The 25,090-nt window shown below is 59.9% G+C and carries 26 protein-coding genes; 13 read left to right on the forward strand and 13 right to left on the reverse strand.

Annotated features, from left to right (window positions below; translation table 11 throughout):
* Window positions 1-47: 47 nt before the first annotated feature.
* A complete protein-coding gene (locus F1529_RS07210) occupies window positions 48-1,067 on the reverse strand; it encodes a hypothetical protein (RefSeq protein ID WP_370456971.1) in 1,020 nt (339 codons plus the stop codon).
* Entirely contained in the window at window positions 1,051-2,550 is a 1,500-nt protein-coding gene (locus tag F1529_RS07215) for an adenylate/guanylate cyclase domain-containing protein (protein WP_290517646.1), read from the reverse strand. The genes F1529_RS07210 and F1529_RS07215 overlap by 17 nt, the downstream gene beginning before the upstream one ends.
* A gap of 216 nt (window positions 2,551-2,766) precedes the next feature.
* Here F1529_RS07215 and F1529_RS07220 point away from each other — a divergent pair, with 216 nt between their 5' ends.
* The gene (locus F1529_RS07220) at window positions 2,767-3,735 is read left to right on the forward strand and encodes an alpha/beta fold hydrolase (RefSeq protein ID WP_155133258.1); all 969 of its coding nucleotides are present in this window, start codon (window positions 2,767-2,769) and stop codon (window positions 3,733-3,735) included.
* Window positions 3,725-4,216 carry a nucleoside triphosphate pyrophosphohydrolase family protein gene (locus F1529_RS07225; protein ID WP_155133261.1) on the forward strand — a complete coding sequence of 164 codons (492 nt, stop codon included), beginning with the start codon at window positions 3,725-3,727 and terminating at the stop codon, window positions 4,214-4,216. Before F1529_RS07220 ends, F1529_RS07225 begins: the two co-directional genes overlap by 11 nt.
* Window positions 4,217-4,305: 89 nt before the next feature.
* On the opposite strand, the gene F1529_RS07230 is transcribed toward F1529_RS07225, so the two are convergent.
* From F1529_RS07230 to F1529_RS07245, 4 genes are all read right to left on the reverse strand, one after another.
* Complete coding sequence (locus tag F1529_RS07230; protein ID WP_155133264.1) at window positions 4,306-5,283, reverse strand: hypothetical protein; 978 nt, start codon at window positions 5,281-5,283, stop codon at window positions 4,306-4,308.
* Window positions 5,284-5,303: 20 nt separating this feature from the next.
* Window positions 5,304-5,768: a hypothetical protein gene (locus F1529_RS07235; RefSeq protein ID WP_155133267.1), complete on the reverse strand. Its 465-nt coding sequence runs from the start codon at window positions 5,766-5,768 to the stop codon at window positions 5,304-5,306.
* On the reverse strand, window positions 5,765-7,723 hold the full coding sequence (locus F1529_RS07240; protein ID WP_230457737.1) for a GMC family oxidoreductase: 1,959 nt from the start codon (window positions 7,721-7,723) through the stop codon (window positions 5,765-5,767). The genes F1529_RS07235 and F1529_RS07240 overlap by 4 nt, the downstream gene beginning before the upstream one ends.
* A 266-nt stretch (window positions 7,724-7,989) precedes the next feature.
* Window positions 7,990-9,996 carry an SDR family oxidoreductase gene (locus tag F1529_RS07245; protein WP_155133273.1) on the reverse strand — a complete coding sequence of 669 codons (2,007 nt, stop codon included), beginning with the start codon at window positions 9,994-9,996 and terminating at the stop codon, window positions 7,990-7,992.
* Window positions 9,997-10,230: 234 nt separating this feature from the next.
* Between F1529_RS07245 and F1529_RS07250 the strand changes: the two genes are divergently transcribed.
* The 6 genes from F1529_RS07250 (at window position 10,231) to F1529_RS07275 (ending at window position 14,989) form a co-directional block, all read left to right on the forward strand.
* The gene (locus F1529_RS07250) at window positions 10,231-10,863 is read left to right on the forward strand and encodes a TetR family transcriptional regulator (RefSeq protein ID WP_007151503.1); all 633 of its coding nucleotides are present in this window, start codon (window positions 10,231-10,233) and stop codon (window positions 10,861-10,863) included.
* 115 nt (window positions 10,864-10,978) lie between these two features.
* Window positions 10,979-11,308 (forward strand): hypothetical protein, encoded by a 330-nt coding sequence (locus F1529_RS07255; protein WP_007150910.1) that lies wholly within the window; start codon window positions 10,979-10,981, stop codon window positions 11,306-11,308.
* 68 nt (window positions 11,309-11,376) lie between these two features.
* Complete coding sequence (locus F1529_RS07260) at window positions 11,377-12,060, forward strand: nitroreductase (RefSeq protein WP_155133276.1); 684 nt, start codon at window positions 11,377-11,379, stop codon at window positions 12,058-12,060.
* A gap of 89 nt (window positions 12,061-12,149) precedes the next feature.
* Entirely contained in the window at window positions 12,150-12,512 is a 363-nt protein-coding gene (locus tag F1529_RS07265) for a putative quinol monooxygenase (RefSeq protein WP_007150411.1), read from the forward strand.
* A 186-nt stretch (window positions 12,513-12,698) separates the two neighbouring features.
* The gene (locus F1529_RS07270; RefSeq protein ID WP_007148627.1) at window positions 12,699-13,628 is read left to right on the forward strand and encodes a MoxR family ATPase; all 930 of its coding nucleotides are present in this window, start codon (window positions 12,699-12,701) and stop codon (window positions 13,626-13,628) included.
* Window positions 13,628-14,989 (forward strand): VWA domain-containing protein, encoded by a 1,362-nt coding sequence (locus tag F1529_RS07275; RefSeq protein ID WP_155133279.1) that lies wholly within the window; start codon window positions 13,628-13,630, stop codon window positions 14,987-14,989. The genes F1529_RS07270 and F1529_RS07275 overlap by 1 nt, the downstream gene beginning before the upstream one ends.
* 26 nt (window positions 14,990-15,015) lie before the next feature.
* Here F1529_RS07275 and F1529_RS07280 read toward each other — a convergent pair whose 3' ends face one another.
* The gene (locus F1529_RS07280) at window positions 15,016-17,442 is read right to left on the reverse strand and encodes a hybrid sensor histidine kinase/response regulator (protein ID WP_196220378.1); all 2,427 of its coding nucleotides are present in this window, start codon (window positions 17,440-17,442) and stop codon (window positions 15,016-15,018) included.
* Between the two features lie 136 nt (window positions 17,443-17,578).
* Here F1529_RS07280 and F1529_RS07285 point away from each other — a divergent pair, with 136 nt between their 5' ends.
* On the forward strand, window positions 17,579-18,130 hold the full coding sequence (locus tag F1529_RS07285; protein WP_007150559.1) for a porin family protein: 552 nt from the start codon (window positions 17,579-17,581) through the stop codon (window positions 18,128-18,130).
* Between the two features lie 85 nt (window positions 18,131-18,215).
* Here F1529_RS07285 and F1529_RS07290 read toward each other — a convergent pair whose 3' ends face one another.
* Entirely contained in the window at window positions 18,216-19,550 is a 1,335-nt protein-coding gene (locus F1529_RS07290; protein WP_155133282.1) for an AarF/ABC1/UbiB kinase family protein, read from the reverse strand.
* A 210-nt stretch (window positions 19,551-19,760) separates the two neighbouring features.
* Window positions 19,761-20,189, reverse strand: coding sequence for a phasin family protein (locus tag F1529_RS07295; protein WP_039926830.1), 429 nt, complete (start codon window positions 20,187-20,189; stop codon window positions 19,761-19,763).
* A gap of 256 nt (window positions 20,190-20,445) precedes the next feature.
* On the opposite strand from F1529_RS07295, the gene F1529_RS07300 reads away from it, so the two are divergent.
* Window positions 20,446-20,826, forward strand: coding sequence for a hypothetical protein (locus tag F1529_RS07300; protein WP_007148508.1), 381 nt, complete (start codon window positions 20,446-20,448; stop codon window positions 20,824-20,826).
* A 38-nt stretch (window positions 20,827-20,864) separates the two neighbouring features.
* Here F1529_RS07300 and F1529_RS07305 read toward each other — a convergent pair whose 3' ends face one another.
* Entirely contained in the window at window positions 20,865-21,056 is a 192-nt protein-coding gene (locus tag F1529_RS07305) for a hypothetical protein (protein ID WP_155133285.1), read from the reverse strand.
* A 196-nt stretch (window positions 21,057-21,252) separates the two neighbouring features.
* Complete coding sequence (locus tag F1529_RS07310) at window positions 21,253-22,089, reverse strand: NAD(P)-dependent oxidoreductase (protein ID WP_155133288.1); 837 nt, start codon at window positions 22,087-22,089, stop codon at window positions 21,253-21,255.
* 156 nt (window positions 22,090-22,245) lie between these two features.
* Here F1529_RS07310 and F1529_RS07315 point away from each other — a divergent pair, with 156 nt between their 5' ends.
* The 3 genes from F1529_RS07315 (at window position 22,246) to F1529_RS07325 (ending at window position 23,976) form a co-directional block, all read left to right on the forward strand.
* Entirely contained in the window at window positions 22,246-23,262 is a 1,017-nt protein-coding gene (locus tag F1529_RS07315; RefSeq protein WP_063537251.1) for an AraC family transcriptional regulator, read from the forward strand.
* A 97-nt stretch (window positions 23,263-23,359) separates the two neighbouring features.
* Complete coding sequence (locus F1529_RS07320) at window positions 23,360-23,782, forward strand: HIT domain-containing protein (protein WP_155133291.1); 423 nt, start codon at window positions 23,360-23,362, stop codon at window positions 23,780-23,782.
* Window positions 23,782-23,976 carry a CPXCG motif-containing cysteine-rich protein gene (locus F1529_RS07325; protein WP_155133294.1) on the forward strand — a complete coding sequence of 65 codons (195 nt, stop codon included), beginning with the start codon at window positions 23,782-23,784 and terminating at the stop codon, window positions 23,974-23,976. The genes F1529_RS07320 and F1529_RS07325 overlap by 1 nt, the downstream gene beginning before the upstream one ends.
* Window positions 23,977-24,213: 237 nt before the next feature.
* On the opposite strand, the gene F1529_RS07330 is transcribed toward F1529_RS07325, so the two are convergent.
* Both F1529_RS07330 and F1529_RS07335 read right to left on the reverse strand, forming a co-directional pair.
* Window positions 24,214-24,498, reverse strand: coding sequence for a SelT/SelW/SelH family protein (locus F1529_RS07330; protein WP_155133297.1), 285 nt, complete (start codon window positions 24,496-24,498; stop codon window positions 24,214-24,216).
* Window positions 24,498-25,079, reverse strand: coding sequence for a YajG family lipoprotein (locus F1529_RS07335; RefSeq protein ID WP_155133300.1), 582 nt, complete (start codon window positions 25,077-25,079; stop codon window positions 24,498-24,500). The genes F1529_RS07330 and F1529_RS07335 overlap by 1 nt, the downstream gene beginning before the upstream one ends.
* Window positions 25,080-25,090 lie beyond the last annotated feature (11 nt).

The raw sequence follows: 25,090 nt of genomic DNA on the forward strand, positions 1-25,090 counted from the left end.
TGTTATTCGCTCCCTTGGAGGGAATGACACTCAGAGGGCATGCCTTATCAGGATTGCTGAAGGCTGCGCAGGTTGGTCAGTACACGCTGACTGCGTTCCAGTTTCTTGTTGAGTTCTTCATTGTCCGGGTACAGCGGTGCGACCTGTTTCCAGATTCGGTAAGCCTCGCGATACTGGCCGCGGGCGTAGAGGGCCTCCCCGGTGTTCATCTCTTCCGCGAACCGGCGGCGGCACCATTGCTCGAGCCGTTTGCGATGGCTTGCCAGAGCCGGGTTGCCCGGGTGCTGGTTCAGGAAGGCGCGGGCGGCGAGCAGCGATTGCAGCTGGCCGTTGCGCTGGTAACGACTCATCCGTTGTTCCGCTTCGGTTTGCAGGGCCAGGTTGCGCTTGGCGCGAGCGCGCTGCTCTTCGTTGTTCAGCACTTGCTGGGCCTGTGCCAGTACCGGGGACGGTTTGGTCTGGGGGGCCAGCTGATGGGCGGAGCGCAGCAGGTCGCGGGCCAGCATCCACTGTTCCCGTTCACCGAAATATTCGCCCAGCGTGGTCAGGTCCTGGATCAGCTGCTGGCGTTCCTCGGCCAGGGTCTGGCGCTCCTGCTTGGCGTCGGCCGCGTGGAAGTTGGCCAGTTGCTGTTCCAGCCTGTCGTTGGCCAGCATGGCAGTAGCCTGGGCCTGGCGCCTCTCTGCCAGTAGCTGGTTCAGCTGGCGCTCTTCCAGAGTCGTCAGGGCGGCGCTCAATTCATCCATGGCCGCCGGGTTCAACACCTTGTCGCGGTTATCGTCCAGCAGCCTGAAGGCGTCCTCCCACTGCTGTTTTCTGCCCAGTTCCTGTGCCTGCTGAATGATGTGCTGGCGGTATGCCTTGCTGGCCTGGCGGATACCGGGGTATTGCTCCTGCAGGGCCGGGTATTCCGGGTGCCTGGGTTTGGTCTGTTCAATAATGGCCGCCGCCCGGGTGTAGTCGTGCTGTTCCAGCGCGGCGCTGATATCGCTTTCCGGGTGGGGGTTGCCGAAGGTCGTGCAGCCAGCCAGCACCGTGACCAGGGTCAGGCTACTCGCCTTGTACACGTTGATGCTCCGTGTTCAGTTTTGCCAGAAACTGGGCAATACGTTGTTCCATCAGGGTTTCCGACAGGGCATGGACACCATCAATACGGTGGGTGCTGACCGGTTCGGCCTTGCCGCGAATCCGCATGGCGCCGAATTCCGTAGCACGCACCCGTGAGGCGATGTTGGGGTTGGACAGGAGGGGCGCGGCGGCAATGATCTCGTTGCCGCCTGCCATGTTCGACAGCCGTGAAGCCAAATTGACCGCGTCGCCGACCACGGTGTATTGCATGCGGTCGCGTGAGCCCAGGTTACCGGCCAGCATGTCGCCAGAATTGATGCCAATGCGGAACTTAACGGTGGTCTGGCCGTGGGCATGACGGTGTTCATTGAGCCGTTCCACCAGCCGCTGGATCATCACCGCACAACACAATCCGTGAAACAGATGCTCGTCATCTTTCTCTGGCACGCCGAAGACAATCATGGCGCAATCGCCCATGTATTTGTCGATGGTGCCTCGGTAAAAGCTGGTGGCGGTGGTGATAGCATCAAAGTAGACGTTGAGCATGTCGGCGATGGCGTCCGGCGCCAGGTTTTCGGACAGCCGGGTGAAGCCGACGATATCCGCGAAGACCACGGTGGCGGAAACGTCACGGCCTCCCAGCTGCACCTGATCCAGGTCAGCCATCATGTTGCGGGCCACGGAGGGGCTGACGAAGCGTTGCAGTACCCGTTCCACCTGGTCTTTCTCCAACATGCCGTGGGCCATGGTGTTGTAGGCCTCGATCAGGCCGCCGATTTCATCGTTACGGCGGTCCTGAATGCGGTAGTTCAAGTCGCCTTTGCGCATGGCACTGGTGGCGGCCAGCAGATCATGAATGGGCTGGGCGAGCCGGCGGCTGATCAGGAAGGCAACGATAATGGCAATCACGCTCATGATCAGAGTGGCAGTCACCATGGTGTCCTGCACGGCCTGGCGGGCCGCCATGATCGGGCGGTCAGACAGGGAGATGGCAGTGTGCCCGGCCACGGCATCGCTGATCTTGATGGGGGCGTAGTAGGTGGTGACCGGTTCGTCTTCCAGGCTCCAGCGCTTTACCTGCTCGTGCAGCGGGCTGGCGGCCAGCGGCAGAATACCGGCCTTGTCGATCAGGTTTCCGTCCCGGCCGAACAGGGCGGCGCCGCGAACACTGTCGCTGCGGCTCAGGTTGTTGAGCTGCACTTTGAGAAAGAAGGTGTCGTCAGCGAGCAGGGGTTCGCGGGCGGTGTTGGCCAGCTGCTGGGCGATGGCGGTGCCGAAGCTGTCGGCCTGGTCGCGCATGCGGCTGAGCTGATTATTGAGCAGCAGGGTACCGAGGATGGTCATGCCGCAGAGAATCAGCAAAGAGATGGACAGCCCCAGTTTCCAGGCCACCGGGAAATACGCAGGCACATAGGGGGCCAGCCACTCGCCGAGGCGGGTGCGTGGGGGGCTGGATTGTTCAGGTCCCTTTGGCGTGTTCACGTTTCATCCCTGGTGTTGCTGTGGGGGTGGATCCCCGTGTTTCTGTCAGCAAGCAGGTTCGCGCAGGCCGGAATCCGTGGGCTCCGGTCTGTGCTTGTCAGCGGCAGTTCTTGCTGTCAAATTCGAGCCTATATTATGCCAACAATAGCATTTTCGTCGTGCCGGGTAAGTAGCCGTCTGACTGTTTGTTGCCCGGCCCTGAATTAGGATATGAGTATGGCGTTTACGCGAGAGCGGCAGGTCCCCGCGAATGGGCTGGATTTCTTTGTGGCGGAGGCCGGTGAAGCCGGCGCCCCGCTGGTGCTGTGCCTGCATGGGTTCCCCGAATGTTGGGCGTCCTGGCGGTACCAATTGCCGGTGTTGGCCCAGTCCGGTTATTACGCGGTGGCTCCGGATCTGCGGGGGTATGGCTTTACCGGTGGCCCCAAAGAGGTGGATGCCTACCGGCAGAGTTTGCTGGTCGAGGATGTGATGGCGCTGATTCAGGCGCTGGGGTATGAAAGCGCTATCTTGATGGGGCATGACTGGGGGTGCGGTCTGGCCTGGCAGGTCGCACGGCAATACCCGAAAACCATCAAGGCCGTGATCGGTATGTCGGTGCCCTATGGTGGGCCGGCTCCGGAGCCGCCCACTGCCGCCATGCGCAAACTGTTTGAAGACCGTTTTTTCTACATGCTCTACTTCCAGCAGCCGGCCTTGCCGGAGCAGGAGCTGGAAGCTGATGTGGCGCATAGCTTGCGATGCATCTTCCATGGCTTGTCGGCGGATGGCATTGCAGATTTCAATGTGAAGCCGGATGACACCGGTTTCCTTCAATCCATGCCGGTGCCGGAGACCCAGCCGCGCTGGATGCGCGAGGAGGATCTGGCTTATTACGTGGAACGTTTTGAGCACAGTGGCTTTACCGGGCCAATCAACTGGTACCGTGCCATGGATGCGTCCTGGCAAGAAAGCCGTGACGACAGCAACTGGCAGATCACCATGCCGACCTTGTTTATCGGTGGTTTGCAGGACCCGGTCATCATGTTTGGCCAGAAAGCGCTGCAGCGCATGCCGGATTATATTCCGGACCTGCGTACCGTGATGCTGGATCAGTGCGGTCACTGGATCCAGATGGAGCAGGCGGCCGAAGTGAACCGGGAAATCCTGGCGTTCCTGGAGGAGATTCAGGTCGATGGGGAATAGCGTCAGCAATTTTGACAAGGTGGGAGCGTTCCATCGGGCCTTTTCCTTGCCAGTGGAACCGACACCGATGGTGCCAGATGATGCCACCGTGCGTTTGCGGCTGGCCCTGTTACTGGAGGAGTTTCACGAGCTGGCTGAAGCGACGTGCCAGGAGGCCAACGATAGTCAGCAGGCGTTTCTCGCCACGCTGGCCCAGGCCCGCGAGCAGCTGGAAACGCTGGATGGTTTTCGGGTGGACCTGGTGGAGGTGGCGGATGCGCTCACCGATATCAACTATGTCACCTACGGCGCCGGGCACACCTTTGGTATCGACCTGAATGCCTGCTGCGAAGAAGTGCATCGCAGCAACATGAGCAAGCTGGGCGCCGATGGCAAGCCGGTTAAGGACGCGCGGGGCAAGGTGCTAAAGGGCCCGGATTATTCGCCGCCATCCCTGGAGAGGGTGCTGGCGGCGCAGGGAGGCAACATCAGCGGCGAATAACGAGTTGCGAGAAGCGAGTTTCCAGAGGCAAAACCCTTTCGGGGTTTGGGCTGTTAATGTTTTCGCTACTCGCCCCTCGAAACTCGTCCCTATACCTGCAGCTCCATCTCCGCCGGCAACTGGTCTGTGAGAATTTCGAACGCGCCGCCGTGGGCGCTGTGCAATACCCGCTCCGGTTTGCCCCGTCGCGACAGGGTGGCGGTGACCCGGGCCAGTTTGCTGTTCAGGCAGATCTTGTTGCCGCCGGGCGGATTGTAGTAGGTGAGAGCGGCCACCCGGTCTGCCACGGTGGCCATGCTGATGCTCAACCGGGCATCGCCGTTACTGGTCTGCAGGGTCCACTGGAAGGGGCGGTAGCCGGCGTTGGCCCGCAGCGCCCGGGGCAGACTGTTGAACAGCAGGGTTTCCCCGTCCAGCCGCAGGGCGGCAATGGACAATGGCGGGCTGTACAGGGGGCCCACTTTCACCTGGGCGGTGGCGCATTCCAGAAAGGCGTCCGGCGCATTGTCGAAACCCACCACCTGGCCCCAGGCATAACGGTCGGTATGCTGGCTCCCCCAGTTATGGTTCTCGCTGCCGGGCCACCGGTCCAGCACCAGGGATTCGCCGTTCAGGGTCAGGGTGCCACTGAGGCGAATATGGGGGCGGCTGACCAGGGACTTGGCCTTGGGCAGGGAGCGTTGGTAGAAGTTGTCCGGTAGAAACAGCAATGGCGCCTCGCCGTCATCGTAGTGCAGATCCCAGCTCAGTTGGTCGTTGCCCCGGTTCAGCTGGCCCTGCAGGGCGCCGGGTTGCAGGTGGTTGTCACCGGCACTCACCTGCATCTGTGTGGTGCTGAAGTGGCACTGCTTCAGAGGAAACTCTTCCTTGAATGCATGGGTCTGCTGCCGGGCGCCGTCACTCCATACCGCCCACACTTCACCCAGGGCCGGGCGCTGATCACGGGCGCGGAACAGGGTGTAGCGAATCCAGATTGCCTGGGGTTTGTGCGGGTGATTGGCACGCACAAACCAGGACTCGTAGTGACCGCCTTTGACCGGTGCCTGCAGGCCGTAGTAGGGAATCATGAAGGGCTCCTTGGTCCGGATCATCCGCGGGACGAACCGACGCCATGATCTTGCTGGTAAGCCTGTTGTTCGTCCACCAGGCGCAGGGCGGTGAAGGGAAAGGCCAGCATGCTTTCCCGGTAGGCCACTTCCGCCTGGCCGATGGCTTGCCGGGTTCGGTAGACCGTCATCGGGCAGGTAACCAGCGAGGCCAGCAGGCCGTTACGGCCGTATTGTTTCTTGCCCTCCACGCGCAGCTGGCCCAGCTCCGGGTGACTGAAGGTCAGCCAGTAATGGGGACCGTTCAGGTGGATGGTCAGTTCTCCTTCGCAGGGAAAGTCCTGTCCGTCCAGATTGACGGTGCCGCGAAAGTAACGGGGGGCACTGATGCTGAAGATGCGGGTGGTAAAGGCGCGGATCTGGAAGGCAAAGGGTTGCTGGCGGCCCTGACGGTCCAGTTGTAGCCAGCCGCTCATGCGTTCCTTGAGTAACAAGCCCAGGGTCATGCGCATTCTCCTTGTGGTTGTGTGTGGGTGGAATCCATATCGTCGAGCAGTTCCCGGGCCAGGGTGTCGGCGGCCCGGCTGGCCATGGCCATGATGGTGACCTGGGGATTAGCGCCCAGGCTGGTGGGCACGCTGGCGCCATCCATCACATACAGCCCGGGATGACCGAATACCCGATGATCGCTATCGCAGACGCCCTCTTGAGGGGAGGCGGCAATACGGGCGGTGCCCAGCGGATGATAGGCGCTGATCAGGAAGTCCGTGGGTTTCAGTGGCGAGCGCAGAAAGCGTTCCAGCTCGGTGCGGTTGTGGATTCGCGCGATGCGGTTGAGGCCGGGGATCAGCACCTGTTCGGCGCCGGCATCCAGATACCAGCAGGCCAGGGTATGGATGCCGCGTTTGAACAGGGTAAAGTCCTGTCGGTTCATACGATAGCGAATCAACGGCAGGCCCCGGTGTGGCCCCCGGCGTACCCGCCCTTCGCTGGTATCGCGGATCATGAAGCCGAAGTAGGCGGTGTGCGGATAGTCTTCGGTAAAGCGCACCCAGTCCCGCCCGACCAGGGGATTGAGCAGGCTGTGCCCGGCCAGCGGAATGGTGCCGGCCTCGAACATCAGGCCCTGTTCTTCCCAGTCCGATACCCCGTAGCCCTGGGGAATGCTGCGACCGTTGCCCAGGTCCTGTTGCGCAAAGAGAGCATTGACTACCCCTGCCGGGTGCAGGGTCAGATGGCGACCCAGATGACGATTGCGCACGCCTTGTTGCTGCAGGAACAGGGGCGTGAACAAGCTGCCCATGGCAACAATGGTGCGCTGGCTGGTGAGTCGCAGGGTTACCGGGCGCCCGGCGGCATTGGTGCCGCGGGCGGTGACGCCGGTAATGCGGTTGCCCTGGCGCTGCAGTCGTTCGGCGCGGAAACCGCTGAACAGAAAGGCGCCCCGTTCCAGGGCCCGGGGGATGTAGCTGACGTTGGTGGATTGCTTGGCGTCCGTGGGGCAGCCGAACTGGCAGAGCCCCTGGCCGTCACAGCCCTGAGCATTGCGCATCAGCGGCTGGCGTTGCAAAAAACCGTTGGCGGCGGCGCCCTGGTCGATGATGTGGCCAATGGGGCCGACGGTCTCCGGCGTCGCTTGCTGTACACAGAGCATGCGTTCCACGCCCTCGAACCAGGGGGCCAGATTCTGTTCGGTGAAATCATGCAGCCCCTGCTCCCGCCAGCGGGCCAGTACCGACGGCGGCGTGCGCATGCAGGTGCCGGAATTGATGGTGGTGGTGCCGCCCACATTGCAGCCCACCGGTACCGGAATAATGGCGTTACCGGTGGCCACGGTGGCGCCCCAACTGCGGTAGAGCTTGGGGATCACCTCGGTGAGTTTGCCATTGAAGTGGCTGCGGTCGTAATACTGGCCTTCCTCGATGATCACCACGGCCAGGCCGCGGCAAGCCAGCTCATAGGCCGCCGCTGCGCCACCGGCGCCGCTGCCCAGGATTACCACATCGGCTTCCAGGCTCAGGTCTTCTTCGCAGTCGCGGGCGGCGGTGATCTGCTGCTGCCAGCGAAAGGTTTCAATCTGGGCGGGCAGTTGCACGGGTTCGCGACAGCCGGTGGCCTGCTCCACCTGATCATCCAGCACATAGGCGGCCTTGAAGGGCAGGGCCAGCAGGCGTAGCAATTTGCCGGACACCGGGGTGGTGGCCAGTTTGTCGAGAAAGCGGGCCTGGCGGGCCGGGCTGGCTCGATGGAAGGCGTAGCCCCGCACCAATCGGTGGCGGTTGTTCAGCCACAGCAAGCCGCTTTTCAGGCTGCGTTGCAGGGCCGGGTGGCCGGTCAGTTGCGCATCCATCTTGCCGAGTAGGGCGTCGGTATCTGCCGCCGGTAACGTCTTCCCGGCCGGAAACAGGGCGCGGCACAGGGCGATGGCGGTGGGGTGTTGGCGTAGTGTGAGTTGTCCCATGGCTTCAGTGTAGTCAGCACGGAAATGCGTGCTTGTCTTCGCTGACAGGGATTGATTGTGGCTACGGACAAAAACCTTGATGTCGATCAAGGCGGGGGAGGCGGTGAGGAGAGAGGATAGCGGTGGGATTTGATCCCGCTGCGTATGCTTCCGGTTGTCTCCGGAAACAATTAGGCCCCGGAAGCGGGGCCTTTTTTTGTCCGCGCCTGCCGGCTTTACACGACACGCCCGTGATGCATGGTGCGCGTCGCGTGAAGCGTCTTCCTTTACCAATGGATCCCTTTGAACAACCGCGAGAAAGCGGCCTGTTCGCGGCGGATCTTCTTCGGCGTGCCCTCTTTGCCTCCCAGGGCGGCAGAGGAATCCGAGAACAACTTGTAGCCGGTGTTCATGATGGTTTCGGTGACCCGGGGGGTGATGAAGTGCATCACCTGCCCCATTACGCCCAGGTTGGTGGCGATGCGTTTTGGCTGGCGCACAATGGCGTCGCAGATCATGTCCGCTGCCTGGGTGGGGCTGATGGTCGGCACGTGATTGTAGATCTTGGTGGGCGCGATCATCGGTGTGCGCACCAGCGGCATGTTGATAGTGGTAAAGCGGATCCCCTCGTGGGCCAGCTCGCTGGAGGCGCAGCGGGTGAAAGCATCCAGTGCCGCTTTGGATGCCACATAGGCGGAAAAGCGGGGCGCATTGGTGAGTACGCCAATGCTGGAAATGTTGATCACATGGCCGCCGCCATTCTCGATCATACTGGGCATCAACTGCATGATCAGTCGCAGGGCGCCGAAGTAATTGAGCTGCATGGTGCGTTCGTAATCGTGGAAACGGTCAAACGCATGCACCACGGAACGGCGAATGGAACGCCCGGCATTGTTCACCAGAATATCCACATGGCCATGATCGGCGAGGACCTGTTGGATTAAATTGTCCACGTCCGCCAGATCGGAGACATCACAGCTGTAGGCCTGTGCGGTGCCGCCCAGCTGGTCGATTTCATGCAGGGTTTCTTCCAGTTTTTCGGCGGTGCGGGCGATCACCAGCACGGTGGCGCCGGCGCGAGCCAGCTTCAGCGCGCTGGCCTTGCCGATACCGGAGGTGGCACCGGTGACCATGACTACCTTGCCTTCCACCCGTTCGGGCAGGGTGGGTAGCGGTTGCAGTTCATCCTTGCGCTCGCCGCGGTCCGGGTCCAGATGGTTTTCCCAGAAATCCCACAGTTGCTGGATATAGCTTTCCAGCTCGGGTGCTGCGATGCCGGTGCCTTCCAGAGCCGCTTTGGCGCGGCTGTTGTCATACTCGGTGGGGAAGGTGAGGAACTTCATGGCCGAGGGTGGAATGTCCAGGTTGTCCAGTGCGGCATTGAGCAGCAGGTTGGGGGTCAGGGCGCTGACGCCCTTGCGAACAAAGCCGGGCACTACGTCGAATAGCCGGTTTTCCAGCTTCAGGGCCATGCGCGGCGCTTGGGCGGCGCCGGCGATGATGTCCATGATCTCGCCCAGGCTGTAGCTGCGGTCTGCCGTCAGGTGGAAGCATTGGCCGTCGTGGTCAGGCTGGTGAGCAATGTGGTCCAGGGCGTCCGCCACGAAATCCACCGGCACCACGTTGAAGTGCCCGCCTTCCACACCGATCAGGGGGATCCAGTTGGGCAGTACGTCTTTCAGTTTCTGGATGAACTTGAACAGGTAATAGGGGCCGTCCACCTTGTCCATGGCGCCGGTTTCGGAGTGACCGACGACCATGGCCGGGCGGTAGATGCGCCAGGGGATTTTGCTTTCCTGGCGTACCAGTGCTTCGGATTCGTGCTTGGTCAGCAGGTAGGCGTCATCCAGCCCGGTGGCTTCCTCGAACATGTCTTCGGTAAAGGTGCCGTCGTAAAGGCCGGCGGCCGCGATGGAGGAGACATGATGAAAACGGCCGGCTTGAATTTTTTCAGCCAGTTTCAGCGTTTGCCGCGTGCCTTCGATGTTGGTGTAGCGCTGGGTGTTTTCATCGGCGGTCAGGTCATAAATGGCGGCCAGATGGAAAAAGTGATCGATCTGTCCGTTCAGATCATCCTGGTCACGCTTGCTCACGCCCAGCAGTTTTTCGTTGATGTCGCCATGAATGGCGACCAGCCGGTCGGCATCCACACCAAGCCGATTGCGAAGGGCATCCAGCTTGTACTCGGAGCCACAGCGGACCAGGGCAAAAACGCGGGTATCGTCGCGTTTCAGCAGACGGCCAACCAGAAAACGGCCGATAAACCCGGTGGCACCGGTAACGAAATAGTTCATTGCTTTCCCCTTGTGCTTCCTTGCTGCCTGCTCGGGCAGGCAGGTTATGTTGTAGCGCTGTCTGATCATGCGCCGTGATCAGGCCGTGTGCCAAATCTTCGGCCTTACATCTGTAAGGTGAATTCTCTTCCAGCTAACAAGTGTTTGTCAAAGATTGTTTTGTAACCGCCGTGCTGTTGCGCAGGTGCTGCCGTTTATGGGAATATTTAACTAACATTCGTTAGTGATACTGTTATGGCTGAAACAGCGCGGCAGCGCCAGAAACGGCAAACCCGGGAGCGGATTCTGGAATCCGCCCGAAATTTGATGGCGGGCGGGCGGGGCCTGGACAGCCTGGGGCTGCGTGAAGTGGCCCGGGAATCCAGTCTGGCTGCCACCTCCCTGTATAACCATTTTCCGGATATGGAAGCGCTGGGGCTGGCGCTGATCGACTCCTGCTGTTTTCGGCTGCGCTCTGCCATGGAATACGAGCGGCGCAGCATGATCGAGATCGGTGCGGCCCAGGCAGTGCAGGAGCTGGTCGGACGGTTTTCCCGTTACATTGCGGAGAACGGCAATGATTTTCGCCTGCTGGTGCAGCAGCGTCTGGGCAGTCATGATCGCTACCGTTTGAGAATTCAGCGCGAATTACAGTTGCTGGTGGACGAGCTGGCCGAAGACGTGCGCCAGGCGGTGGCCAGCCAGGGGCGTGCCCAGGTGCCGGCGGAGCAGGAAGCGCAAGCGGCCATCGCGATCATGTTCGGCGCCGGCATTTCCATGCTCGACAGCAGCCCTGCTGCGCGCCGTGTGCTGGCCGATCATGCCTGCCTGCAGCTGGAAATGATGGCATTGGGCGGCAGGCAGATGGCCGTAGGTAATCGGCTATGAAATGGCGGTTTGTGACGTGATTCGTGGGTTTGTGCCGCAAAATGCACTAAAAAGGGTCGCGAACTCAGCAACGTTAATACCGCAACGTTGCCGCCGATTGCCACAGGAGGTGGCGATGTCTTTCGATCCCAAGGACCCATACGACGCCGCTGCGCTGTATGACATGTGGCTCAATTGTAGCCGTTGTCCTGCCACCTTTGATTTTGAACCCGGTGGTGAGGTGAATCTGGATTATTACCACCGTATCGGTCAGCAGGCCCGGCTTGATAAGTGGGCGGTGCTGCCGGCCCGCAATCACGGTGATGAACTGGTGTTCAACGTGCTTTGCCCTGACTGTGCCCGGCGCTTTGGGGTAGATGGCTGCGACGGCCGCATGGAGTTGGCGGCACCGGTGATCGACCAGATCTGCCAGGCCATGCGTGACGCGTCCGAACAAGCGGCCTGATCGCTACGGTCATCGTGTCTGTCCTCTTGCCCCGGTAGACTCGGAGCGAGTTTTGACAGGAGCCCCTGATGACCGCCCACGATATTTCCCTGGCTGATGCCATGATCCAGCGCCGCTCGGTACGCGGCTTTACCGACGAGCCGGTGCCCAAAGAGGTGTTGGACGCGGTATTCTCACTCGCCCAGCGCTCTCCCTCCAACTGCAATATCCAGCCCTGGAAAGTGTGGGTGGCGTCCGGTGCCGTGCGCGATGCGCTGCGCGAGCGCATGGTGGAGAAGGTTACCCAGGGCGTCCCTTTTGCTCCGGATTACGACAGCCTGCCCCGTTTCGAGGGAGTGTACCGGGAGCGGCAGGTGGATTGCGCCATGGCGCTATACGGCAGCATGGGGATTGCCCGCGAAGACCGCCCCGGTCGCCAGCGTGCAGAGCTGCGTAATTTCCAGTTGTTTGATGCACCCCATGTGGCGTTTATCGGCATGGAGCGGGATTTCGGTGTCACCGTGGGCCTGGATGTGGGCATGTATGTACAGTCATTGCTGCTGTCCATGAGTGCCTATGGGTTGGGCGCCTGTGCCCAGGGCAGCATGCGTTATTATCCCGACGATGTGCGGGAAATGCTGGGAATTCCGTCCAGCACGGCCATCGTGTTGGGGATCAGCTTTGGGTACGAGGACCCGGCTGTCGCGGCGAACAAGGCCCGCGTGGATCGGGTGCCTGTCTCCGATTCAGTGCAGTTTTGCGATAGCGTGTAGCCGCCGGGTCCACGCGCTGAAGGCAGGGAGGCCGGCAGTCGCAGCGCGATTGTGCTACAATGCTCGTTTTCCCAGCGTAGTGACCCTCAATGATCATAGTGAAAGGCTCCTTCCCCGTGAAAGAAGACGAACAGCCCCATGCGTTGGAGCTGGTGCAGGCGCTTGCCAGTGCGTCGCGGGGGGAGCGGGGGTGTCTGGCCTATGAGGTCTATCTGCAGGCGGATGCGCCCAGGGTAATTATGGTGTGGCAGCAGTGGTCGAACCTGGACGCGCTGGAAATCCATTTTGGCTCTGAACATGTGGACGCCTTTCTCGATGCCATTCCCGACATGATCGATGGTGATGTCACCTCGGCTCGCTTTGATGTGTCCAGCATGGATGGCGACCCCATTGTCGAGGATGTCAGCGAGATCGCCCCTGTGGTGCTGGCGGATAACATCATTCTGCATTGATGCCCCGGACGAGCCGTTCCGTGCCCGTCTATTGATTCTTCTTCGCTGATTTTTGCCATGCCGCCGTTTCCGGTCGGTGTTGTGTCGTGGTTGGCCAGTGTCTCCCGTCGTGCTCTGCGTTACTCTGTCTGGCTCAGGCAAGGTCCGGCTTTCGCTGTGCCTTGGCAAGGTTGTGCAGGAGTGCCCATGAAAACCCGTATCGACTCCGTCGAAGACATTATTCGCAGCTTCTCCGAGCAGGGCTACATTTGCAGCGAGCGTATTGCGCTGGCGGTGTACCTGGCGGCGCAGTTACACAAGCCGGTGTTGGTGGAGGGCCCACCGGGAGTGGGCAAAACCGAGCTGGCAAAAGCGGCCGCTGCCTTTCTGGAGGCGCCGCTGATCCGCTTGCAGTGCTATGAAGGGCTGGATGAAAGCCGGGCGCTATACGAATGGAAGTACGGCAAGCAGTTGCTGTATACGCAACTGCTGCGCGACAAGCTCGGTGGCATGCTGGCCGATACGGATAGCCTGGAAGCCAGCATGGATCGCCTGGGCGACCTGGGTGAGGCTTTCTACAGTGAAACTTTCCTGGAGCCGCGCCCCCTGTTGCATGCGCTACGCAGTGAGGAACCTGCGGTACTGTTGATCGATGAGATCGACAAGGCTGACCAGGAGTTCGAGGCGTTTCTGCTGGAGCTGTTGTCGGATTTCCAGATTTCCATTCCCGAACTGGGCACCGTCAAGGCGCGCCATCAGCCTCTGGTGTTGTTGACCAGCAACGACCAGCGTGAGTTGTCCGATGCGCTCAAGCGCCGCTGTTTGCACCTGTATATTCCCTATCCCGAAGCCGAGCTGGAAGTACAGATCGTGGCGGCGCGAGTGCCGGATCTGGATGCCCGATTGCGTGAGCAGTTGGTGGCGTTTATCCAGTACCTGCGCGAGCAGGACATGAAAAAATTGCCGGCCATTTCCGAAACCCTGGACTGGGCCCGGGCCCTGGTGTTGTTGCATGCGGATTCGCTGGAGCAGGAGCAGGTAGCGGATACGCTCAATCTGGTTTTGAAGACCGAGCAGGACGTGACTTTGGCGCGGGAATTGTTGCCTGCCTGGTTGCGCAAACTGGGCAAACGCTGATGCCGGTCCGTCGCCTTTCAGAATTTGTGCAGGCGCTGCGGGGGGCGGGCTTGCGGATATCGCCGGATGAGGCCACCCAGGGCATGGATGCGGCGGCGCTGGTGGGCTATCAAGGGCGGCAACGTTTCCATGATGCGTTGGCGATGACGCTGGTGAAGCGCGAAGACGATCGCCCTGCGTTTGAAGAAACCTTCGCGCGTTTCTTTGCGGTGACGTCCGGCGTGGCGTCGGCCGCACCGCAAGACAGCGTCATGCCGGCGCCTGTAGGGGATGCGGGCGAGGGGGATGAGGGGCCGGCGGGGGACGGCGCAGAGAGCGATGCTGCCGATCTGACGACACAAACCCCTGCCGAGCTGGACCAGCGGCTGGCCGAGGCGGCGGCACAAATGGATTTCACCCAGATGGAGGTGATTACCCAGCAGGGCCTGTACACCCGCCGTTTGCTGATGAACATGGGCATGGGGGCGGTGGATGATCGCATTCTGCAGCTGGACCAGGGCGATGCGCCCCGCCAGGCGCGAGCGGAGACGCTACGTCAGTGGCGGCGAGAGGTGCGCGAACAGGCTGCCGACCATGTGCGCCGCCAGTTTCTGCTGCACGGTGCCGGCAAGGGCCGGGCGTTGCGGGAGCAAACCATGCGCGCGGTGCCGTTCCGCCATTTGCGTGAATTCCAGGAAGTGAAAACCTTGGTGCGTCGCATGGCTCGGCGCCTGGCCAGCCTCCACCAGCGGCGCATGAAAAAAAGTCGTCGCGGCATGCTGGATGCCCGGCGGACCCTGGTGGCCAGTATTCGTCACGACGGGGTTCCCGCCCGATTGCACTGGCGCCAGCGGCCCGTGCAGAAAAGCCGGGTGATGGTGATTTGTGATGTTTCCAGTTCGGTGAGTGATGCCGCCCGTTTCCTGCTCCAGTTTCTCTACGCCATGAACGATGTGCTGCCACGGGTGCGCAGCTTTGCGTTCGCATCACGGTTTGATGAAATCAGCGAGGATTTTCAGCGCTACAGTCCTGACGTGGCGGTGGGGCGGGTGCTGGATCGGCTTTCCGGTAGTGGTACCGATTATGGCGAAATGTTTGCGGATTTCTGGCGCCGTTGCGAGCGGGAGCTGGATGGCCACACCACGGTTATCATTCTCGGCGATGCCCGCAACAACTATCTCCCGGAAGGCGCGGAGGTGTTGCAGCAGATTCGTCGGCGGGTAAAGCAGGTCTGGTGGCTGAACCCGGAAGCCCGCTCTCGCTGGAACAGTGGCGATGCTGTGATGGATCGTTATCTGCCCCATTGTCGGCTGGCCCGCCAGTGCGCTTCGCTGGATGATCTTGAGCGAATTGTGGATTCGTTGCTCAAGGGACTGAACTAGGCGTTATCCAGGGATTAGTCCGGGGATTAGTCGTTATGGGTTTTTGGCGGTCGTGTCCCGCCGTCACGGAGGATTTGCCGCAAGGTGGTTTGCAGGCGTGCCAGGTTAACTGGTTTGGCCAGATGCCCGATCATGCCCGCATCGTGACAGGCATGGATCTTGTCCGGTATGGCGTGGGCTGTGAGGGCAATAATGGGCACCCAGGGCAGGCGGCCTTCCTGTTGCAGCTTGATCACTGCCCGCGAGGTTTCAAAGCCGTCCATGTCCGGCATTTCGCAATCCATTAGTACTAGGTCGAAGGGCTGTTCTGCGGACATCAAGACGGCGATCGCTTCCAGCCCGCTCTCCGCCACTTCTGTCTCGTAGCCCAGTTTTTGGCACAGCCCTTCGGCCACCATCAGGTTGATGTGGTTGTCGTCCACAATCAGCAGGCGGCCGCCGGACAGGCCTGGCAGGCTGTCTGCGACGGGTTCCGAGGTAAAGGTATCGGCGCGTTCCGTGGATGGAATGGGGAGCCGGAACCAGAAGCGCGAGCCCTGTTTGGGCTGGCTGTCCACACCGATTTCTCCTCCCATGATTTCTACCAGTTGCCGGCAAATGGCAAGCCCGAGGCCGGTGCCGCCGTAACGCCGGCTGGTGGAACTGTCACCTTGCTGAAAGTGATCGAAGAGTCGACGTTGTTGTTCCTCGGAAATACCGATACCGCTGTCATGCACTTCAAAAAAGGCGTAATCCGCGTTGTCCGGGTCCCGTTGCACCCGCACGGTGATGGTGCCGTTGTCGGTGAATTTCACCGCGTTGCTGATCAGGTTTACCAGAATTTGTCGTAGCCGCACCGGGTCGCCAAGGCAGCGTTCACCCACGTGAGGAGCAATCTCCAGGGTCAGGGTGTTGGAGTGAACGTGGGCCTTGTGCTGGAACAGGGCCAGGGATTCATTGATCAGGTTGAACAGGTTGAAGCTGGTTTGCTCGATGGGCATTTTGCCCGCTTCGATGCGGGAATAATCGAGAATGTCGTTGATCAGGTTCAGCAGGCTGTTGCCGGACTGTTCAATCACGTTCAGGTTGTGGCGTTGCTCATCATCCAGGGGGGTGCCCTTGAGCATGTCCACGGTGCCGATAATGCCGTTTAGCGGCGTGCGAATTTCGTGGCTCATGACGGCCAGAAATTCGCTGCGCGCACTGAGTGCAGCGTTCAGCTCGCCGGTGCGTTCGGTGACGCGTTGCTCCAGTACTTCGTTGGCTTCGCGCTGAATGCGGGCATTCTCGCTTTTCAGTACGGTCATGCGATGTGCCAGCGCAAACGACAACAGCAGTGCTTCTGTAAAGGTGCCCAGCTGCATGATGTTTTCCAGTATCCAGCCGCCATCGATAAGCTGAAACGTTTTCAAAATATAGGCCATGGTGGCCAGTGCCACGGCGGTAAATGCCAACAGAAAATAGCGGGCGGGGCTGTAGCCCTGCCGGATCAACCAGATAGACAGGGCGATGGCGATAAGCGGCCAGGGCAGGATAACGGCAGTGCTGGCCTGGATGAAAAAATGAAAATTTATCAGCGTCAGCGGTGCAAAGAGCGCCAATACGCTGGCGGTGGCCACCAGCCAGCGATTGATGGCGGGGGCGCGCTTTTTCAGCTCCAGAAACTGGCAAGTAAACAGAATGGAAAATGCCAGCGTGAGCAGGTTCAGGATTGGTAATGAGTAATGGTTCCAAAGCGTGGCCTGGGGCCAGAGCCACTGATAGCTCAGCCCTTCGCGGGTGAACAGGTTCAGGGTGAACGTGCCCAGATAGAGAACATAAAGCAGGTAACTGCGGTCCCGGATGGAGACAAATATCAGCAGGTTGAACAGAAAGATGGCCACCATGGCGCCGAAATACAGCCCATGAAAAATGGACACCTGGGTGTCTTGCTGATTGAAGGCGATGGGCGACATCAGCGAGATCGGCAGCTCAATGACATTGTCGCCCTGGGCACGCAGCAGCAGATAACGTTGCGCATTCACCGGCAGATCAAGGGTGGAGACCAGGTGATTGTGGGCAAAGGTGCGGGTGTCGAAGGGCACGCGATCGCCAAGGCGGTTGTGCCACAGCCGTGTGCCTTGCCGGTCGAACAGGTAGAGGTCGAGATAGTCCAGGTGGGGGCGTCCCAGTCGGACAAACCACAAGGCCTGTTGGCTCTGGTTGTCGATCGGTACCAGGAACCACTGCAATCCTTCACGAAAGCCCAGTGAAGGGTACTTGTCGTGAATTTCTTCGCCTTCGCCATCGATAAAAGCCTGCAGGGCCATTTTCGGGCTATAGGCGTGCTGGCTATCGGCGAGCCATTGCATGCCCAGAGACGCCTGGTAGCTGTCCTGGTTATCGGTGAGGGTCAGGCTGTGGGCTGACGTGGCCAGCACGAGCAGCAAAAGGCTGGCAATCCCCTGCCTGAAGATGACGAATCCCTGTGTCATTCCCGATCCTGTTATCACTGTTATGTGGATACGGAGTTGGTGTTATTGATTCATTTTACAGAATTTACCGTAGTCACTGGAACTGTGCGACAAACAACGTCTCGAAATGGGTGACTTAACGGAAAAGGAGTCCTGTATGAAAGTCATTATGCGTAATGCACTGGTATTGTCTTGTTCACTGATTGCTGCCCCGGGTGCGTTTGCGGCCGGTCCCTACATTGGCGGTAACTACAGTCAGATCCAGTACGACAATGAAGAATTCGATACGGACACCCTGAAAATCGACTCGGCCACGGTTAATGCCGGGTTTGAGTTTACCGATTTTCTGGCGCTGGAAGCGCGTGGTGGCCTGGGGTTTGATGAAGATTCCCAGGGGATCGCGGACTTCGAAATGGACCACCTGTACGGGGGTTACGTGAAGCTCGGCGCGCCCATTGGCGAAACAATCCGCCCGTATGTCATCGGCGGTTATACCAAGGTGAAAGGCAAGGTATCGGCCAATGGCACGGTAGCCGGTGTGGACTACTCCTACAGCGATACCGAAACGTTTGAAGACGAGTCTTATGGTGCCGGCCTGGATTTCAATATCACCGATACCGTTGGCGCCAACCTTGAATACATGCGCTATGTGGATACCGATGAAGAGGAGATTTCCGGTATCAGCGTGGGGCTGCGTTCCGCGTTCTGATTGCGGCAGCCAACACAAGGACACCAACAAGCCCCTCCCAGTGAGGGGCTTTTTGGTGGTGGCAGAGGCTGCCTGTTGGCGTGCATCAGTCTCCGGGGGCTGCTGCGTTGATCGCTTTTTCCAGGTTGGGGCGAAATGCGGTGTTCACGCCGAGTTTCATCATGGTCCAGTAATGCCCGCTGATGACCCGTTCGACCAGCAGGCTGCGCGAGGAGGGCTGGAATTTGAGCATCTGCTCCAGTGGAGTGCGCTTCACCTGACGCATGATGTCGGTATGCAGCTGTGAATCTCCGAAATCGTAGGGCTCGTTATCAAAGGCGCGCAGTAACAGCTCGATCCAGACCGCATAAAAATCATCGCTGACCCGGGTATCTTTTTTGCGGGCACCCAGCTCCAGCAGCAGGGTGTCCAGAGCGCCCCATTCTTTGTTGATGGCGGTGCGCACCAGGCGTTTCAGCAATTCGGCATCCTGCTCAGGCAGGCGCTTTACCGCGCCAAAGTCGTAGATCACGATGGTGCCATCCGGGCGGAAGGCAAAGTTGCCAGGGTGAGGGTCGCAATGGACCGCACGTAACTGAAAAATTTGCTGGCCGATGGCATCGAAGAGTCGCTCACCCAGCTGGTTACGGGTGCTCTGGTCGAAGCCGTGTGCATCGTCCACCTGGTCCAGTGCGGTGCCGGTTTCGTAACTCAGTGTCAGCACCTTCTCGCTGGAGAGGGTCGGGAAAACCCGGGGGATCACCAGCCAGGGCTGGTCCTGGTGGAAGACCTGGAAATGCTCCAGGTTGTTGGCTTCCTGTCGGTAATCCAGTTCCTCATGGAGCTGATTGCGAATTTCCCTGAATACCGCATCCAGTGCCGCTTCATCCACTTTCAGCAAACTGCCCAGGCGCAGAATGCGGCGCAGGTGCTTCATGTCCGAGTCGATGGATTCCTTGACTGCCGGGTATTGCACTTTTACCACCACCTCGGCGCCGTCCGGGGTCAGCGCGTAGTGCACCTGGCCAATGGAGGCCGCGGCAAAGGGTTGTTCATCGAACCGGGTGAATAATTCGTTGAGCGGCGCGCCGAGTTCGCGCTCCAGTTGTCGCCGTATCACATGGAACGGCATGGGGGCGGAAGCATTCTGGAGGACTTTCAGCTGATCGCTGATTTCGGCAGGCAGTATGTCCTGCATCTGGGAGGCAATCTGGCCCACTTTCATGACCGCGCCTTTCATCTCCCCAAGCGTTGCTGCCACTTCCTTGCCGATGTGTTGCAGCAGCTTTTCCCGGTCCGCCGCTTTGGACTGGTCCGACTGAAAAAGTCCTTTGACTTGGTGGCCCGCCACCCGGGTTGCGATAGAGGTGGTCATGCCGGTCAGGCGGAACAAGCGGCCAGTAGCGGTGGTGGGGCGTTTTCGGCGACGGTCGTCGGCCATGGGTAAAACCTCGCGGGTTTTCTTGTTATGTCTACAGTTGCATCAAGGCTAGCGCCATGGGAGGCGTGTGCACAAGGTGAAATGGTGACAGAAGGGGCGGGTGGCGCCTGTGAGAGGGAAGGCAAAGAAAAGGGGCCCAAATCGGGGCCCCAAAAGGAGAGTAAGCAGAATTAAAACAACACGGTTTACAGCATTAACGGTAAAACAGAATCAGGAGCGTTTTTCGCCGGTGGAAACCAGTTCGTTGAACAGTTTCTCGCCTTCTTCGCGAGCCGTGGCAACAGCGCCCAGGCCGGCCAGCAGGTATTCATTGGTTTCTTCGGCTTTCTCGCCGCGCTCTTTCTTGCCGGCTTCCAGCAGTTTTTCGTACAGGGCCTGACGCTTTTCCGGAGCGCTGTCGAGCAGTTCGCGAGCGGCAACCAGGGCGCCACGGCTTGCCAGCAGGGCTTTGGGCTTGCTTTCGGCATCGTCGCCAAAGGCTTTGGAGCCGTTTTCGACGTATTTGTTGAGCAGCTCTTCGGAGCCTTCCTCGGCCTTTTCATAGGCGCCCAGGCCTGCCAGGTAGAGCTTGTTGCCCAGTTCCTTGGCACGGTTTACCAGAGATTCGCTTTGTTCGCGGAGATCTTTCAGTTCGCCCATTTCGATCATTCCTTAACGTTGTCCGGTGAAAAAGAAAAAAATTCGCTGCAACGTTTGTCGCGCTGCGTGGACAAAGAGTAAGGATTCTTTCGGCTAGAGCTGCGAGGAAGTGTCTAACAATTAGACACGGGAAAAGTGACGGTGAAGTTCCAAGGTGTGATATCCATCAAAGTCAGTACGCCAAACCGACCATGGTCGGGATTTCGTCTCATGCGTACACTGGCAAAAAAGACTGTACCGGCTTAGAGAGAGCGACATGATTGAAAAGTTTATCGCCAAGGTGCCCTCCCGAATCTGGGCGGATGGCCGCCCGGCCCGTGCCCGCCAATGGGAGGCCGAGTTCAATGTGGCGTCCTGGGTGCGTATCGCAGGTTCACCGGGCAAGGTGCAGCTGCTGGTGCGCTATATCGATAACAAGAATGACAAGGCGGTGTTGGTGGATACGGCCGATGTGGGTGGCGAGGGCAGTGCCCTGTTGTCAGGGTCCATTCGGTTGAAGTTGAGTGCCGAGGTGGAGCAGGTGCAGATTTCCCTGCGTCTGGCGGACCCCGCCATGACCCACGTGGTGGAGGAGCTGTTCATGCAGCGACGCGGTGCGGCACTGAAGTCTTCCGACAAGTTGATTTCCAACTACTGATTCTGCTTTCCGTACAGTCAGTTGCCTGAATGCTTGTGTCAGCCTTGTCGGCTGACGCGTTGCGGGGCCGCCGGCCTGTCCGTGTCTTCGCTGTCCTGCGCACGCACTGTGGCGTCGCCGTTGTCGATCAGCGATTCCGGCCAGCTCTGAAAATCCAGCCCGGTGAGCCGGTTCAGGTTCTTCAGGGCCGTTTCGGGGCGGTGTTTGTGTAAGGTCAGTATCTTGCTCATGGCACTGTTCCCTGTGGTTTGGGATCAATAAAGCGAGAACTGTGCCAGTCGCGGGTTGCCATTTTTCTCTTTTCATAACAAAGACTTAAAAATTTGCTATGAAAAAGGGTACAGGGTGGCCGGCGGGGTGCGGCAGCAAGTGACAATTTTGGTAACCCCTGCCTGCGAGCCCGCCCTGTGCGGTTGCCTGGTCTGCCTAGTCCAGGAAAAAGTCCGGTAGCAGCTGGTTGTCTTCCAGTGCCGGGTCGACCCGATACGGGCTGAAATCCGTCGTGCCGGTTTCTCTCAGAATTTCTTCATCAATGAAAAACTGCCCGGAGGCGCTGGCCATGGGGCGAGACAGGATGGCGTGGGCGGCATCGGCCATGATGGAGGGCTGGCGCGCTGCCTGCACCGCTGGTACGCCGCCGAGCTGATTCTGCACAGCGGCGGTGTTGATCACGGTTTTCGGCCACAGCGCATTCACAGCGACTTTGCCCCGGTATTCATCGGCCATGCCCAGCACGCACAGGCTCATGCCGTATTTGGCCATGGTGTAGGCCACATGGCGGCCAAACCAGTGTGGAGTCATGTTCAGTGGCGGGGACAGGTTGAGAATGTGGGGGTTCTCCGCCTTGCGCAGGTGTGGCAGGCACAGCTTGCTGGCGAGGAAGGTGCCGCGGCTGTTGATCTGATGCATCAGGTCATAGGACTTCATGCTGGTGGCTTCGGTGCCGGTGAGGGCAATGGCGCTGGCATTGTTGACCAGGATATCAATGCCGCCAAAGGTAGAAACCGCCTTGTCCACGGCAGCTTGGAGCTGGTCTTCGTGTCGAATGTCTCCCACGCAGATCAACGGTGTGCCGCCGGCCTCGCGAATTTCGTCAGCGGCGGTATACAGGGTGCCGGGTAGTTTCGGGTGGGGTTCTGTGGTTTTGGCGAACAGGACGATGTTGGCTCCGTCGCGGGCGGCACGCACCCCGATAGCCTTGCCAATGCCGCGGCTGGCGCCAGTGATGAACAGGGTTTTCCCTTTTAGTGACGGTGTACTCATGCTGCTCTCCCGAGCTTTGTGCAGATTAAAGAGGGAACCTACCAAGCGCTTGGTTTGTTGGCAAGTAAACGTGAGTTACTTGTCAGCGCCGCGTGGTGACGCTATGGTGGCCTATTCGGTCATTTGGGGCCAGCGCAGCGTAATCGGAATGCAGTCATGACAATTCTAAAAATGGACCCGACGGAGTACTCCGTATCAGCAGAATATCTGGCGTTGTTGCTGGATGTGTTGTCCCGGCGTGGTGTGGCCACGGAAACGTTGCTGGCAGACACCCGCATTGAACCTGGTTGCTGGCGCGACCCCCAGGCGCGCATCACCGCCCAGGATTTTGAAGTGGTGGCGACACGGGCCATGGCGTTATCCGGTGAACCCTGGCTGGGCTGGGAGCTGGGCGCGTCCATGACTCTGTCGTCCCATGGTTTTCTTGGCTATGCGGCCATGAGCAGTGCCACTCTGGGAGAGGCGCTGGAGCTGGCGGTGAAATATTTCCGTACCCGCAGCACCCTGGTGCAGCTGGAAACCTTTACCGATGGCGACATGGCCGTGATGCAGATCAACGAGCTGTTGGCATTGGGTGACTTGGCGCCGTTGATCATGGAAAGCCTGTTCTCCAGTTTCCATTTCATGGGTGAAAAGCTGGTGCCGGGGCTGGATGTGATTGGTGAGTTGCGTTTTTCCTACCCGGAACCCGATTATTTTGCGCGCATGCGCCCGGTGATGCCGGTGCCGGTCTATTTCGATTGTGCCTATAACCAGATGCGTTTTCCGGTGGAGCGGATGCAGTACCCGCTGCAGTTTGCGGATCCGCGCCTGGCGAGAATGGCGGCGGACCAGTGTGAGCAGGAAATGGCCAGCATCAAGCTGCCGCCGCCGCTGCTGGGGCAGGTGCGGCGGATTATTCTGGGCGGTGGTGGCCGTTTCCCCGGGGTGGAAGAAGTGGCCGGCGAGCTGCATATGTCATCGCGGACCCTGAAGCGCAAGCTGCAGCAGCTGGGTACCAGTTACCAGGAAGTGCTGGATGGGCTGCGCAAAGGGCTGGCGGTGGAATATCTCACCCAGTCCGAAAAAACCGTGGACGAGATTGCGATGACGCTGGGGTATTCCGATGCGTCGAATTTTGCCCGCGCGTTCCGCCGCTGGACCGCCCGCAGTCCGTCAGATTATCGCCCATAGGGTGGCGGCTGAGCCGTAGACTGGCTGGATGGTTAGCGCCGGTTTGGCGTTGAATCCGGTCTGTGGTGCCATGGGTTGTATTGCTTAAGGAGAGATTATGGCCTCGCTTCATCCCCGTCTTGCTGCCGACACCCGGGCTCTGGGAGAAACAGAGCTTTGCTGGTTGCGGTGGATGAACGACCAGCGGTTTGCCTGGATTATTGTGGTGCCCAAGCGGGACGGACTGCGCGAATGGCATCATCTGCCCGTGGATGAGCAGCAGGCGTTGCTGGCGCAGGTGAATGCGCTGGCAGGCCAGCTTGAACAGGTGACCGGCGCAGACAAGATCAACATCGGTGCGCTGGGTAACATGGTGCCGCAGCTGCATGTGCATATCATCGCCCGCTTTGCGGATGACCCTTGCTGGCCTGGGCCGGTGTGGGGGCAGGGGCAACCTGAACCCTGGCCAGACAATCAGGAACCGGGCTGGATCGCACAGTTGGGGTTGGCCGGGGGCGTGGAAACCACAGGAGGGCGTTAATGGCGGGGTTGTTGCCAGTGACGGTTCAGTGTCCGCATTGCTGGGAGGCCATCGAGGTGTTGGTGGATCCTTCGGTGGAAGAGCAGGAATACGTGGAGGACTGCCAGGTGTGCTGCCAGCCGCTGTTGTTTACGGTGGCGGTGCCATTTGGCAGTGAAGAGCCGCAGGTGGATGTGCGGCCGGAGAATGAGTAGCCCAGTCCCGAGTTACGAGAAGTGAGAAGCGAGAAGCGAGAAGCGAGAAGCGAGAAGCGAGAAGCGAGAAGCGAGAAGCGAGAAGCGAGAAGCGAGAAGCGAGAAGCGAGAAGCGAAAATCATCGGGCTTTGCCGTGTATTGGGGTTTGCCTTTCGAAACTCGCTTCTCGCAACTCGAAACTCTGGTTATCGCGCCGCCAGCGACGCTCCTACAGCGCGATTGGAGGGGTGGTGTTATCAGGTGTCCTTGCGATCAATATGCCCCAGCTCCCGCTCCGGGCAGACCACATCCCGCACCCGTCGTTTCAGCTCGGTGATTTCCGGGAAACCCCCGTCAGCCTTGCGCTCCCAGATTGGCTGGCTGTTGGCCTCAATCCAGAACACGCCGCCGGTGCCCGGTTGCAGGGCGACTTCGTCCAGTTCATCACTGAAGGTGGCGAGCAGCTCCTGGGCATACCAGCCGCTACGCAGCAGCCAGTTGCACTGGCTGCAATAATGGATGACAACGCGGTTGGCGGGCATCAGGGGGTGTCATTGCCGGCCAGGAAGGCCTGCATTTTAGGGTCGTTGAGCATGCGGGTGATGGCGCCGCTGAGGATCTCGTTGACCATGGTCTGGTTGCGATCGGCGGTGGGGGTGAGCGGCAGGTCGTGGATCACGCTGCTCTTGTAGGTGCCGGTGTGCACCACATCACCACGGGTGGCTTCGGCGAGAAGCGTCAGCGACAGGGTGACTTCGTTTACCACCGAGCCTTCCTCGGGCACGTAGTCCAGCTGTTCCAGGCGCACTTCCAGGCGGGTGGCGTCGGCACCGGCGTTGAAGGCGTTAAAGCCCTGGGTTTGCAGCCCTTTGCGCACGGCGTCTTCAATGGCGGCTTTCACGTCGTTGGCGGGCTGAACCAGGGCGGTTTCCTTGTAGACGCCGCCGCGGGTGCCGAAGGCGCTCTGGTCACGGGAATCCACAGCGATAACCTGCACCGGCTGATTCTGGCCGATATTGGCCGCTTCAACGTCTGCCTTGGGGGCCACGTTGATCATCTGGGGGCTCAGGGCGCAACCGGCAAACAGGGTGGTTGCGGTCAAAATCAGGGCTGCACGCAGCATGGTAACTCCTT

Source organism: Alcanivorax sp. VBW004 (genome assembly GCF_009718865.1).
Classification (GTDB): Bacteria; Pseudomonadota; Gammaproteobacteria; order Pseudomonadales; family Alcanivoracaceae; genus Alcanivorax.

What these genes read in the sequence shown, in the direction of transcription:
- F1529_RS07220 (WP_155133258.1), top strand. Translation starts at nt 2,767, where the DNA reads ATGGCGTTTACGCGAGAGCGGCAGGTCCCCGCGAATGGGCTGGATTTC.
- F1529_RS07225 (WP_155133261.1), top strand. Translation starts at nt 3,725, where the DNA reads ATGGGGAATAGCGTCAGCAATTTTGACAAGGTGGGAGCGTTCCATCGG.
- F1529_RS07230 (WP_155133264.1), bottom strand. Translation starts at nt 5,283, where the DNA reads ATGATTCCCTACTACGGCCTGCAGGCACCGGTCAAAGGCGGTCACTAC.
- F1529_RS07235 (WP_155133267.1), bottom strand. Translation starts at nt 5,768, where the DNA reads ATGACCCTGGGCTTGTTACTCAAGGAACGCATGAGCGGCTGGCTACAA.
- F1529_RS07240 (WP_230457737.1), bottom strand. Translation starts at nt 7,723, where the DNA reads ATGGGACAACTCACACTACGCCAACACCCCACCGCCATCGCCCTGTGC.
- F1529_RS07245 (WP_155133273.1), bottom strand. Translation starts at nt 9,996, where the DNA reads ATGAACTATTTCGTTACCGGTGCCACCGGGTTTATCGGCCGTTTTCTG.
- F1529_RS07250 (WP_007151503.1), top strand. Translation starts at nt 10,231, where the DNA reads ATGGCTGAAACAGCGCGGCAGCGCCAGAAACGGCAAACCCGGGAGCGG.
- F1529_RS07255 (WP_007150910.1), top strand. Translation starts at nt 10,979, where the DNA reads ATGTCTTTCGATCCCAAGGACCCATACGACGCCGCTGCGCTGTATGAC.
- F1529_RS07260 (WP_155133276.1), top strand. Translation starts at nt 11,377, where the DNA reads ATGACCGCCCACGATATTTCCCTGGCTGATGCCATGATCCAGCGCCGC.
- F1529_RS07265 (WP_007150411.1), top strand. Translation starts at nt 12,150, where the DNA reads ATGATCATAGTGAAAGGCTCCTTCCCCGTGAAAGAAGACGAACAGCCC.
- F1529_RS07270 (WP_007148627.1), top strand. Translation starts at nt 12,699, where the DNA reads ATGAAAACCCGTATCGACTCCGTCGAAGACATTATTCGCAGCTTCTCC.
- F1529_RS07275 (WP_155133279.1), top strand. Translation starts at nt 13,628, where the DNA reads ATGCCGGTCCGTCGCCTTTCAGAATTTGTGCAGGCGCTGCGGGGGGCG.
- F1529_RS07280 (WP_196220378.1), bottom strand. Translation starts at nt 17,442, where the DNA reads ATGACACAGGGATTCGTCATCTTCAGGCAGGGGATTGCCAGCCTTTTG.
- F1529_RS07285 (WP_007150559.1), top strand. Translation starts at nt 17,579, where the DNA reads ATGAAAGTCATTATGCGTAATGCACTGGTATTGTCTTGTTCACTGATT.
- F1529_RS07290 (WP_155133282.1), bottom strand. Translation starts at nt 19,550, where the DNA reads ATGGCCGACGACCGTCGCCGAAAACGCCCCACCACCGCTACTGGCCGC.
- F1529_RS07295 (WP_039926830.1), bottom strand. Translation starts at nt 20,189, where the DNA reads ATGGGCGAACTGAAAGATCTCCGCGAACAAAGCGAATCTCTGGTAAAC.
- F1529_RS07300 (WP_007148508.1), top strand. Translation starts at nt 20,446, where the DNA reads ATGATTGAAAAGTTTATCGCCAAGGTGCCCTCCCGAATCTGGGCGGAT.
- F1529_RS07305 (WP_155133285.1), bottom strand. Translation starts at nt 21,056, where the DNA reads ATGAGCAAGATACTGACCTTACACAAACACCGCCCCGAAACGGCCCTG.
- F1529_RS07310 (WP_155133288.1), bottom strand. Translation starts at nt 22,089, where the DNA reads ATGAGTACACCGTCACTAAAAGGGAAAACCCTGTTCATCACTGGCGCC.
- F1529_RS07315 (WP_063537251.1), top strand. Translation starts at nt 22,246, where the DNA reads ATGACAATTCTAAAAATGGACCCGACGGAGTACTCCGTATCAGCAGAA.
- F1529_RS07320 (WP_155133291.1), top strand. Translation starts at nt 23,360, where the DNA reads ATGGCCTCGCTTCATCCCCGTCTTGCTGCCGACACCCGGGCTCTGGGA.
- F1529_RS07325 (WP_155133294.1), top strand. Translation starts at nt 23,782, where the DNA reads ATGGCGGGGTTGTTGCCAGTGACGGTTCAGTGTCCGCATTGCTGGGAG.
- F1529_RS07330 (WP_155133297.1), bottom strand. Translation starts at nt 24,498, where the DNA reads ATGCCCGCCAACCGCGTTGTCATCCATTATTGCAGCCAGTGCAACTGG.
- F1529_RS07335 (WP_155133300.1), bottom strand. Translation starts at nt 25,079, where the DNA reads ATGCTGCGTGCAGCCCTGATTTTGACCGCAACCACCCTGTTTGCCGGT.